Annotated in this window: 10 protein-coding genes and 1 pseudogene; 8 read left to right on the forward strand and 3 right to left on the reverse strand. The window is 44.7% G+C overall.

The window, feature by feature from the left end:
• The first annotated feature begins 3 nt into the window (after positions 1-3).
• Positions 4-894 (forward strand): diacylglycerol/lipid kinase family protein, encoded by an 891-nt coding sequence (locus MKX30_RS19305; protein WP_341063276.1) that lies wholly within the window; start codon positions 4-6, stop codon positions 892-894.
• 18 nt (positions 895-912) lie between these two features.
• Here MKX30_RS19305 and MKX30_RS19310 read toward each other — a convergent pair whose 3' ends face one another.
• Complete coding sequence (locus tag MKX30_RS19310) at positions 913-1,455, reverse strand: hypothetical protein (protein ID WP_023991046.1); 543 nt, start codon at positions 1,453-1,455, stop codon at positions 913-915.
• Positions 1,456-1,550: 95 nt separating this feature from the next.
• On the opposite strand from MKX30_RS19310, the pseudogene MKX30_RS19315 reads away from it, so the two are divergent.
• Positions 1,551-2,465, forward strand: a pseudogene (locus MKX30_RS19315) (phosphatidate cytidylyltransferase).
• Between the two features lie 80 nt (positions 2,466-2,545).
• Positions 2,546-2,671, forward strand: coding sequence for an EamA family transporter (locus tag MKX30_RS19320; RefSeq protein ID WP_256715585.1), 126 nt, complete (start codon positions 2,546-2,548; stop codon positions 2,669-2,671).
• 89 nt (positions 2,672-2,760) lie between these two features.
• Here MKX30_RS19320 and MKX30_RS19325 read toward each other — a convergent pair whose 3' ends face one another.
• Positions 2,761-4,740 (reverse strand): PTS fructose transporter subunit IIABC, encoded by a 1,980-nt coding sequence (locus tag MKX30_RS19325; protein WP_341063278.1) that lies wholly within the window; start codon positions 4,738-4,740, stop codon positions 2,761-2,763.
• A 165-nt stretch (positions 4,741-4,905) separates the two neighbouring features.
• Positions 4,906-6,858, reverse strand: a complete 1,953-nt coding sequence (locus MKX30_RS19330) for a BglG family transcription antiterminator (protein WP_028540925.1) — start codon at positions 6,856-6,858, stop codon at positions 4,906-4,908.
• A gap of 150 nt (positions 6,859-7,008) precedes the next feature.
• Between MKX30_RS19330 and MKX30_RS19335 the strand changes: the two genes are divergently transcribed.
• The 5 genes from MKX30_RS19335 (at position 7,009) to MKX30_RS19355 (ending at position 11,926) form a co-directional block, all read left to right on the forward strand.
• Positions 7,009-7,737 (forward strand): SDR family oxidoreductase, encoded by a 729-nt coding sequence (locus MKX30_RS19335; protein WP_341063280.1) that lies wholly within the window; start codon positions 7,009-7,011, stop codon positions 7,735-7,737.
• A complete protein-coding gene (locus MKX30_RS19340; protein WP_023991051.1) occupies positions 7,731-8,201 on the forward strand; it encodes a MerR family transcriptional regulator in 471 nt (156 codons plus the stop codon). Before MKX30_RS19335 ends, MKX30_RS19340 begins: the two co-directional genes overlap by 7 nt.
• A gap of 89 nt (positions 8,202-8,290) precedes the next feature.
• Positions 8,291-9,163, forward strand: coding sequence for a GNAT family N-acetyltransferase (locus MKX30_RS19345; RefSeq protein WP_279833151.1), 873 nt, complete (start codon positions 8,291-8,293; stop codon positions 9,161-9,163).
• A gap of 314 nt (positions 9,164-9,477) precedes the next feature.
• On the forward strand, positions 9,478-10,599 hold the full coding sequence (locus tag MKX30_RS19350; RefSeq protein ID WP_023991053.1) for an RDD family protein: 1,122 nt from the start codon (positions 9,478-9,480) through the stop codon (positions 10,597-10,599).
• Between the two features lie 286 nt (positions 10,600-10,885).
• Entirely contained in the window at positions 10,886-11,926 is a 1,041-nt protein-coding gene (locus tag MKX30_RS19355; protein ID WP_028540929.1) for a CdaR family transcriptional regulator, read from the forward strand.
• Positions 11,927-11,968: the final 42 nt, after the last annotated feature.

The raw sequence follows: 11,968 nt of genomic DNA on the forward strand, positions 1-11,968 counted from the left end.
TATATGAAGAAAGCTATGATTATTGTAAATCCCTCTTCCGGCAAAGAGGAATCCCTCCAACATGTCAGAAGCGTAGAAGAAATTCTACGTGATCAAGGATACGTTGTTACGGTTAAAGAGACGGCAAAGGAACTGGACGCCACTCGTTTTTGCGTCAATGCGTGTGAGGAAGCTTGTGACCTAGTCGTTTCCATCGGCGGGGATGGCACACTTCACGAAACAATCAACGGTTTCATTGATCAAGACCACCGTCCAAGACTGGGTGTCATCCCCCTGGGGACAGTCAATGATTTTGCCCGTGCCTTGCAAATTCCGCTAAGTCCCGAGCTAGCGATCCGTACACTGACTTCTGCCCGCGTGAAAAACGTAGATATGGGTCTCTTAAACGGCCGAATGTTTGCCAATGTTGTTGCCACAGGTTCGCTTGCTGAATCGCTATCAGCTGTATCATCAGACGATAAATCCATGTTTGGCACGTTTGCCTACTTCAAAGAAGGCATGAAAGAGCTTATCAGCCATCCTGCCCACTCACTTATCGTCCGCTATGATGACAATATCTGGGAAGGAAAATCCCCACTCTTTTTGGCTACTTTGACCAATTCAGTTGGCGGATTCGAGAAACTGGCGCCCGATGCGGCTGTTGACGATGGTCTGCTTCACTGCTTTATTTTCAAAAACCTCAATATATTGAACACCGTGACGGCCAGCATATCCTTATTTTTAGGCAACCTGAAGGATCATAGTGATATCGTTTACTTTACCGCAAAGCATGTAAGTGTCAGCTCTGCAGAACCGATCAGTACGAATGTAGATGGTGAGGAAGGGCCGTCTTTGCCTATCGAGCTTGGTATTTTACCGCGTCATATTGAGGTAATTGTGCCGGAAGAGGTTTAAGTAATGCGGTGCTGGTCCTCAAGCTTGAGGATCATACTCGCTCAATTTCCCCTCGTAGATCAAATGGAATCGATCACTTTGACGAAAATCGTCTGGCGTAACAAGAGCGGGCAACTTGTTCCATATTTTTATGCCGGATCGCTGTAAAATTTCCGCAACGAATTGCGAACAAAAATAAGAATTGCTGAACTCGACTGGTTCTTTGAGTGCAATACCAATCAAACCCAGTAAGTTATACATATATTTTTGACGACTTCGGATAAATACATGTAAAACTCGCTTCATTTTTTCAACTTCACGGTCGGTTACTTGAAGCTCATAGATAACACATGTTGTATTCGGAAATCTGCTGTATGTACCTGTCTTAATATCCTCTTTCACGAAACCACCATCCAGAGGGTTATTCGGGGTCTTTCTCCCGAAGCTGTATAACTCCGAAAGTTCCCGGTTGAAGGAAATGGAGGCGTGATTGTATGGCGCTCTCGTATAGCTTTTAATGACTCTCGTAAGAAACGTTCCCGTATTCGTAAGCAAGATAAAGACGGATTGATCTGCTACCATTTACGAAATTTCCCCTTATCAAGTTTGAATTATTCCTTCATAATAACATAGGAACCCTAATGGAACCCTATTTCGCGATAAGTTGGTGAGTGGTAATGGATAGTTCGTTATTAACGTTAATCCTTATTTTTATAGCCTTATTGGTCATCCATCTGATTTACATAGTAGTAGTCAAAACACAGCCAGACAAAGACTATGCAGCTATTGGGCTTCGCATCAAGACATGGTGGGGTATGTTCTTTATCTTTTGCTTGGCAACTCTTTTCAATCCGATCGTGTCACTGCTTTCCTTGATGGCACTCACCTTTTTTGCGCTAAAAGAATACTTTTCCATGATTAGATCCAGAAAAGCTGATCGCAGATTGTTTCTATGGGCATAATTGGCGATTCCCGTACAATTTTATTGGATTTATATCGGGTGGTACGGAATGTTTATTGTCTTTATCCCTATCTATGTATTCTTACTGCTACCGCTCCCGCGATTGATCAACAAAGGAACGGTTGGTTTTTTGCGCAGTGTCAGTTCGACCCAATGGGGGCTCATGCTGATGGTTTTTGGGTTGAGTCATCTGGCCTATTTTCAGTTTGCTACGCCGCAATACGGAGCAAAACTTGTACTTTTTCTAGTGGTACTGACGCAGCTCAATGATGTCGTACACTATCTAGCATCACTCTATTTCGGAAAGCGGAAAATCGTCCCGACATCCAATCCCAATATAACTTGGGAAGGCTTTGCATTCGCTTTTCCCGTAACTATAGCGGCTTCCTATCTCATCTATCCCTACCTGACGCCGTTTGACCTGAAATTTGGAATTATTTTCGGCATGCTGATCAGCTTGAGCGGTTTCTTCGGTAGCTTAACGGTTTCCGTGCTGAAGCGGGATTTATTAATCGGCGATGATGATAAGTTCGATGCTTTGAAAAAAAGCTATTTAAGTCGGGTGGATAGCTTGACCTACACCTCGCCCGTCTTTTTTCATGTAATCCGTTATTTTTTTGACTTTATGTAGCGATTACATGGCTCAAACCTAGATGATCATGGAACACAATATCTTGTTGTGAAAAAAGCAGCCTATCCTCACGGGGTTGTATTCCCGTCAGTACACTGTTGCTGTCCTATATCATCCTCCGTGATTCCTTCTCATTTGCTCATCTAGCTGGTGCAGGCTTTGTGTTTCTCGGCATCATGCTCATATCACGCGGTGAACGCCGCTGATTCACGCAAAGACTTTTTCAAAGAAAAGAGACTCCCGGCTAAAACTTCGGGAGCCTCTTTTCTTTGATTCAAGTTCTTATCGCTTGGAATTAATGCACCTGATCCAGCAATTGATATGCTTCTTCCTTCGTTTTAACCGCCAGGAGCGCTTCTCTGAAATGATCATCCATCAGCTTACGCGATAACATCTGCAGTACTTTCAGATGCGCATTTTCCTTGCTGTTGCGCGGTACGGCAATCATGAAAATCAGTTTTGCTTCACTTCCGTCTGCACTATTCCAGTCAACACCGCCCTGCTTGATGCCGAAGACCACGCTTGGCTTCAGGACAGCTTCCGATTTGCCATGAGGAATGGCAATATTCATTCCAATGCCTGTGGAGCCTTCTTCCTCTCTGGCTAATATCGCCTGTTTGAAATCACTGGCAGAGCTTACGGCTCCAGTTCTCTCAAGTGCTCTGATCATTTCATCAACTACAGCATCTCGTGTCGTTCCTTCCAGATCCAAATTAATCAGATCCATTGTTACAATATCCGTCAGTTTCTCAATGTGAATGGTTTGCGAAGACACGGCCGGCCCATTATTTATAACAGTTGTTGAAGCAGATGACTCCGTAGCGGCCCTTGTAGTAATCGCAGATTGTCCAGCTTCCCCAGCAACATCTGGAGTTACAGTTGCTGCAATATCTTTTTTCAGCAAGCTTACCAGGACAACCGATACAGCTACGCCGACAATAACGGCGATAAAGAACATAAGCACATGATCTACTGCACCAAGTACAGCTACAATCGGTCCACCGTGAGCTACCTTGTCACCTACATTCCCCAACATCGCAATGACTGAACCGACCATGGATCCTACCATGATACTAGGAATAACACGCAGTGGATCTTGCGCCGCGAATGGAATTGCACCTTCGGTAATACCGAACAACCCCATTGTGAATGTTGCCTTCCCAGCCTCGCGTTCCGCAGGTGCAAATTTACGTTTGTTGATCATCGCTGCAAGTCCCATCCCAATCGGTGGAATACAAATCGCAACGGCGATTGGCCCCATAATTTCATAATTCCCTTCGCCGATCATGGCCGAACCGAATAAGAAAGCAACTTTGTTCACAGGGCCGCCCATATCAAAGGAGATCATCGCACCTAGAATCAATGCCAGTAGAATTGAACTTGTACCTTGCATACCTGCAAGCCAACCTGTCAAAGCTTCAAACAATTGTGCGACTGGAGCACCAATCACAAAGACAAAGATTAATCCAACAATTAAAGATGCCAATACAGGGATAATAATTATAGGCATGATCGGCTGTAATGCTCGGCCAACCTTGATTTTTCGAATCCCAAGTGCAACATAACCCGCCAGGAAACCGGCGATAATGCCGCCGATAAATCCAGCCCCCGCCTCACTTCCATAAAAGCTGCCGTTTGCAGCAATGAATCCGCCAATCATACCCGGTGCAAGCCCCGGTCTATCTGCAATACTCATCGCGATAAATCCGGCGAGGATCGGTATCATAAAGGTAAACGAAGCCGAACCGATATCCTGAACCGTCTTCCAGAATGAACCGTCCGGTATAACCAGACCGCCTGGTGTCTTCTCACCGCCAATCGTCAACGCAATGGCAATGAGCAATCCCCCAATGACGATGAAGGGTACCATATAGGATACACCGTTCATCAAGTGGCGGTAGATGGGATTTTGTTTCGGTTTGTTCTCCTGTGAGCTACCTTCGGCAGAACGTGACTCTGCTTGGTACACAGGTACATTACCCTTCATCACCCGCTGGATCAATTCTTCTGAACGGCGAATGCCATCCTGTACGCCAACGACCAGCAGTTTCTTACCGACGAAGCGGTCTTTAACCACCGTTTTATCCGCTGCAATAATAATGCCATCTGCCTCACGGATCTCCTGCTCGGTCAGTTGATTTTCGACTCCAATGGAGCCTTGTGTCTCGACCTTCATCTCGACGCCCAGCTTTGCTGCTGCCTTTTGCAGATTCTCAGCTGCCATATACGTATGTGCAATTCCGTTAGGACATGAGGTAATCGCCAATATCTTCATAGTCATTCCCCTTCTCTCTGTTGTTTCCGCTTACATTGATAGTATAAACGCCTATCTTGCTGTTATCGGACGAACTTTTTACCGGAACTTTCGGAAAAACGGAATTATACCGGCAAAAAACAGGACTTATCTATAAGTCCTGTTCCAGAGCACAGCTTTTTTAGTTTATCCCTTCATTCTCCCTAATAATCTCATCGCATCGGTCTCCTTAGATAAGGCATGAACCAAAGCAGGCTGCTCACTGATCAGGGACAATTCCTTAAATAACTGGCGCATTTCTTCCCGCCCATCCTGTTTGACCGCAAGCAAGAACACAAGCTCTACTTTCTCGGTTCCCCAGGTAAGCGGCTGCTTCAAGGTAGCGATTACAATGGAGGACTGCCTTATCCACTCAGAACCGCCATGCGGGATGGCTATGCCTCCCCCAATCGTCGTGGCCGACATTTTTTCTCGCGCCAGTACGCTGTCCACATAACCAGGCTCCACATATCCTTTGTCCTCCAGTATTTGCGCCAGCTTGGAGATCAATTGTTCCGGATGCTGCACTTCCTGCTGGGGAAAGACCAAAAAAGGTGTTGTATATTTAAAAAATACCGATTCTTCTGCTGCCCTATGTTCCGGCTCATCCAGTCGTCGGATCACTTGCTCCAGTCGACGTTCGTCCTTGACATCCAGCAAGGGAGAGACGAGAATGTGCGGAATGTTCATCTCTGGGAGATCTACAGTGGTAATGACGAGATCCACCTCCTGGGCTGCCAGATAGTCCTGGACTTCTGCTTTGGAAAGGGTTGTCTCCACATGTACAGCCGGAAATTTACGTTCCACCTTGGTGCGTAGCAGTTGGGACATACCGATGCCCATGTGACACACGATGATGGCTCTCTGGGGATGACTCTCTTTCTGGTGCAATCGCTCCACAGAAGCCTGAAAATGCAGCGTTAAATACGCCGCTTCCTCCTCGGGGAAGGATAGCCGGATCCATTTCCCCACCTCTTCCAGTGTAATAATAACTCGGTCGAACATGTAGGGGTACATCTTCTTGATCTCGGCCAGCATAGGATTGGACACGGTCAACCCATATTGAAGACGGTTCAGGGTCGTATATAAATGGACATTCAACCCTTTCAGTAACATCTTGTCCTTGGAAAAGGCAATCATATTCAGCTCGGACATCCGCCGAACTAACTGCTCAATCAACTCAGGCAAAAGCGGGTGACTATCTGCCAGCTCACCTTGTTTTCCTGTTCTTCCCTCCTGCTGGTAACGGAACTTCCCACTAAGCAGGTGCAGAGTTAAATACGCCGTCTCTTCCTTGGAAAAAGGCACAGCAAACAACTTTTGCAACTGCTGCAAAAAAGACGTAGCCCATGTAAATTCGCGTCTCTCCTGCAAAAAGGCAATGTCCTGCTTGGAGAGCGAAATGGGTTGTCCCATCTTGGTTCGTTTGACCATTAAGAGAATATGCAGCATTAGAGCTTCGAAAGCTTCGTCAGTAAAGCTGAGCTCATGGCGTTTTTGAAATGCTTTTAATTCATGATTTATGGTTGTAATCTCGTGCGATTCAAACTGTTTGCGCATCATCTGTCCTGTTAACTCAGGACTGTCAATCAGCTGGTTCATCCGCGCCAAAGCGATGCGCTTATTTTTCTCAGAGCCTTGAATGGTCAATCCAACGCGCTGCTTGGTAATCAAGGCCAGATCAAAGCTGTGCAGCCAGCCATCGATCTTCTCCATATCTCTACGAATCACCGTCTTGTTCACATAATACTGTGAAGCTAGATCCTGGATGGTCACAGGCTTGGCATTCATCAAGAGCCGATAGGCGAGATGCAGCACCCTTTCCTCATCCGACTCATGTTGGGCTGTACTCTCGTCCGCATACAGTCGATGGAACAATTCATTCTGATCCGCTTCACCCATCTCCAGATAAATGCCGCGTCCCGGCCTTCTCACCAGATTGGCATCAGAATGCTTGACGATATAATCTTCAATTACTTTCAGATCGTTGCGGATCGTCTTTTCAGAGCAGTCGGTCAGATCCGCCAGATCCTGCGCTAACCACAACCGGTCCGGTTCAGTTAACAACATGCGTAAAATTTCCATTTGCCTTTTATTCATTCCATTCTCCCATCTTCCAAAATAAAGAATGTCCAGGGCATTTCGAGCTATATTTTTGCTGGTTTTGTGTTGACTTTAAGTATACTCCAAGTAGTACATTTAAAGCATGGTGGCCGCCAAATTCAAGAATAATGAAAAGAGGAATCGCTCATGACTATTGGGAAAACAGCTCTTATTACTGGGGCCAACAAAGGCATCGGGTATGAAACAGCCAGACAATTGGGGGGGATGGGTCTTACAATCCTGATTGGCTCACGGAATGAGCAGAGCGGCCGGGAAGCGGTGGCTAAGTTGGCTAATGAGGGAGTAGAAGCCCGATTGATTTTGTTAGACGTGACGAATCAAAGTACGATTGATTCCGCAGTCCAACAGATCAAACAAGAATTCGGTTCCCTTGATGTACTAATCAACAATGCCGGCATATCTTTAGGAGGAGCCACTCCTCCAAGTCAGTTCTCTTTGAACGATTTAAGAGAAACGTATGAAACGAACTTTTTCGGTTTGGTCGCCGTGACGCAAGCCCTGCTACCTTTATTGCAAGAATCTCCTTGTGGTAGAATCGTTAACTTGTCGAGTGGCCTTGGTTCGTTAACCTATAATGGCGATCCTGAGCATGAGCATGCACAATTTAATTTGCTTGCCTACAATAGCAGCAAGGCAGCGGTTAATATGTTCACCGTCACCCTTGCCAAAGAATTCAAAGACTCACCTCTCAAAATTAATTCGGCTGACCCTGGCTTTACCGCCACTGACTTAAATGGCTTTACAGGACCGGGTTCGGTACAACAAGCTGCTGCTGTCGTTGTTCGTTTAGCCACTTTAAATAATGACGGGCCGTCAGGAGGGTTTTTCGACTCGAATGGAGAAGTGCCTTGGTAATCGTTACAATTAAGGAGTGGGATACTTTGCAGGAAATTCCGGAGACCATAACCTCTATTAGTCAAGCTGCAGAACTAACAGGTTTAACAGAAGATACTATACGCTATTATGAGCGAATTGGCTTGCTGCCTTATGCAGAACGAAAGGCTAACGGACACAGGTTCTACAGTAGAGATCAGATTCTGGGGATTATCTTTTTAACCCGATTAAAAGCTACTGGAATGACTATAGAGGAAATGAAGCATTATCGAGAACTTTCGATGCAAGGCAACAGCACCATTCCGATCAGACACTCCTTACTTGAGAAACATAATCAGAAGATTCAACAAGAAATTTCCAGACTGATGGAAACCCAAAAAATTATTGAATATAAGCTCAACCATTATCGTGACCTCTCTACCAATCCTGATCTTAGCGACACGAATTGCAACCCTACAACACCCAGCACCAATCCCCTTTTTTAAGGGGTTTTTTTATTTTCAGCGGGAGATTGATGGAGCTCCCTTAATTCCCTATAATCCAAATATAGTATGAATTTCTAGGGGGAATAACGGTGATCACCTATGTGAGATGCAATGACGTCAGTATGGAACACATTTTCCAAGCATTTTCGCTTGGGTTCTCGGATTATTCCATTCGTCTGACCACGGATCAGGACGATTTCGCAGCACGTTTTTTTGGTCCAGAGGGTAATACACGGAATCACTCTTTCCTTGCCATGGATGAGGATCAACCGATCGGCTTAATTCTTGGCGGTGTCCGGCAGTTCGACGGGTACAAGACCATGCGTTGCGGCACGCTATGCATCGCCCCGGCTTACCGTGGTCAGGGGATTAGCAACAAGTTGCTGGAATTACATAAACAAACAGCCATCTCCGCGGGTTGCCAGCAGCTATGGCTCGAAGTCATCAAGGATAATCATCGGGCCGTCAAATTATATGAAAAGCAAGGCTATCAGCCACGCTATACGCTGAAATACTACAACGGCACTCTGCCCTCCACCCCACCCGCTGCCCTCTCATCTTCGTATATTCTTAAGGAAGTTACATTTGATGACATCGCAGCTTTTCGAAAGACCCTTATCGACTGCCACATCCATTGGCAAAGTGACACACCTTATTACGCCACTAGTACACAGGAAGCTTTTCTCGGCATCTACGAAGTAAATCAAACGTGCCTCGGCATGGTGAGCATGAGTGCTAAGGGTAAAATCAACTTTCTTTGGGTCGATCCTAAGCATCGCAACCAAGGATTAGGATGCGCCCTCCTTCATAGAGCAGCAGAGATCCAAAAGATTGAGAAGGTGTACATCTGTCTGTCTGACAATGACTCTCTTGAAGGCTTTATCCAAAAAATAGGTCTCTCGAAAGACTCCATTGAGCAATATGAAATGGGTATGCCGCTGAATCCAAGCTCTCCCGCTTGATTCACCTACATCTATCATTTCTGAGAACGATTGATATACTCTGATTTGACCAATGCGCACATGTAAAGATCATCATATTTCCCTAACGTAAATTCATATTGGGAGAGGAGCCCTTCTTGCCGAAAGCCTGCTTTTTCAAGCAACCGCAAGGATTGTGCATTCTCTGGCTCTACTAGCGCCTGAATGCGGTTCAATGAGAGGAAGGGATATTTATAATAATTTCTTTGTTTATAGAATGTTTTCCTAAACATGGATTGTAAAATGACCGTTAATATAAGGAGTGTGTTTTCAATTATTAAGAAGAGGTGTATTTTTTGGACGAACAGCACATATCACACAATCCGCAGGAAACTTCAAGACAGACGTACATTCAGCATGGTCAAAATTATGGGGTAGATCCAAACAGGATGGCGGCGTTATCAAAAACATACGGGAATTCTACTCTGTTTAGACGGTGGGGAGCAACAGTTTTTGATTGCATATTTTTTGTAATCGGGTATATTTGTTTTTTTATTTCTGTCATTCAAATAACGGACAGATGGTTTTTGCCTTTAGCGATTGCAACCCGTTGTATTCTGCTTATTGCTTTCTTCAGCTATTATTTGCTTTTGGAAGGTTACACAGGCTATACGCTGGGTAAGTTCGTTTTTCGTATTAAGGTGGTTAACGGGGAAGGAAAGCCTCCTGGTTTTCTTAAATCACTCATTCGTACGCTGCTCAGACTCATAGACACCAATCCGTTGCTAATGGGTGGGATACCTGCTGGTATCAGTGTGTTAGTAACTGCATCAAGACAACGAATTGGTGATTTAGCTGCAGGTACATATGTTGTAAAGGTACGGGATTTAGAGCCGATTAACAAAAAGACAATGAAACGTTCGCTCTTTATATTTTTTACTGCAATGGTGATCTTGGGAGCCTCGTTTGTAAATGCTATTTTTATACTTGCAGACAGTTACGTACCTCCTGAAGCTCCAGTGAGCAAGAAAGAGCAAAGCTATGTAAGTAAAGATGGACGATTTCAAATCACGGCCCCGCTGGACTGGTCAACAGACCCGGACCGTGAAGGAAAAGCAGAGATTGCGATATTTAATCCGTACATTCAAAAGTCCGTTGCGGTAGTATCCAATTCGAAAAAGGAATTGGGCAATGTAACTCTCCAGCACTACACAAAGAAAATTCAATACAACATGACCAAAGAGTTTAATCTCTCTACTGTAGGACCTTCATCTAACACAACGATTCATGGATATCCTGCCATTGAGTTTACGATTAAAGGACAAAAAGATGTGAACCATTATGTCACCCATGTGGCGATTATTGAGACCGAAAATGATTATTATCAGGTGCTCGGATATACGCCCGCATCTAAATATAGTCGTTTTAAGAAAGAGCTACATGATATTATCTACAGCTTCCGCGAGGTCCGTCATTAGACAGCGTGGCTGGCAATAAAAAGGATAGACAAAAAGCAGGTGCTCCTATGAGCCCTGTTTTTTTGCGTACAACTATACTCTAGATTACACTCAATGCAAAAATATATAACATCGTTTAATGGATTATTATAATATGCTGCAATTTCACATCTATGATAAAATTGACTGACATGTTCGGTAATCCGCTTTATCATATTGTTCAGATGCACAATGGATTGAAAACCCTTTCATAAAGGTAGTACATTAAAACACACTATATCACTATAGATAAGGGAGGAATCCTGATTTGTTTCAGCTCTCCGAAAAACAAGCTCAAGACATCGTAGACAAAATGATGAAGGATATTCCATACAATATCAATATTATGAATGAACGCGGCATCATCATTGGCAGCGGCGAGAGTGAACGAATCGGAACCATTCACCAAGGAGCTGTTCAGGCGCTCGAAACTGGGAAAATGGTTGAAGTGTGGCAGGACGGCCACTATGAGAAAAAGGGAACCAATGAACCGATTGTCATTCATCATGAGTTAGTTGGTGTCATTGGTATTTCAGGCAATCCTGATGAAGTGCGTCCTTTTTGCAATATTGTTAAAACTACGGTGTCTCTCCTGATTGAACAGCGGATCTCCTTGGAGCATCTGGCCCACGAAGCCAACCGCAAAAAATCTGTGCTGGAAATGCTGTTAAATCATCAGGGAGCCTACACGCAAAAAATAAAAAAAGAAGCAGCCCAATATCACATTGATTTGCTTCTAAAAACTTCGGCTGTATATGTAAAGTACCTGCCTACTGATCCAGCTCATTTAGCCGAGTTGTCCAATATATTTATGCAGCATCCATCCTTTCGTATGGAGGAAGACTGCTATCTCATCCTAATACAAAATCAGGAGCCGACAGACAAACTGCTAGAGCCACTTGTGCGCAGCCATCCCGATGTGCTGGTTACGGTCAGCAGACAAGAGATCAACATTGCGGATGTTTATATGCAGGCCAAGTCAGCTATGAATGTTTTACTGGCTTTGCGCCCGCCTGTGCAAAAAATTTCTTTTGCGGAAGTCGAATTTCTGGTCAAATTGAGTCAAACGAACCTGACGAATACGATCTATCTGGTTAGCAAGCTGGAAGATACCGTGGATTTGCTGGATACGCTGCGAAGCTTTATTAACCATAACGGCAGTGTCTCCTTTACCGCAGATGAATTAAATATTCACCGAAATACGTTGCAATACCGCCTGAAGCGCATTCATACCTTAACCGGTAAAGATCCCCGGAATCTCCTTCAGCTTTTTGAGCTTACGCACGGCTTATTGGCACTGTATCAATGAACTGCTGTATCACGCCAGACCATGCGCCAGTAACACCATATT

The sequence above is a fragment of the Paenibacillus sp. FSL P2-0173 genome, assembly GCF_038008045.1.
Taxonomy (GTDB): Bacteria; Bacillota; Bacilli; order Paenibacillales; family Paenibacillaceae; genus Paenibacillus; species Paenibacillus polymyxa_B.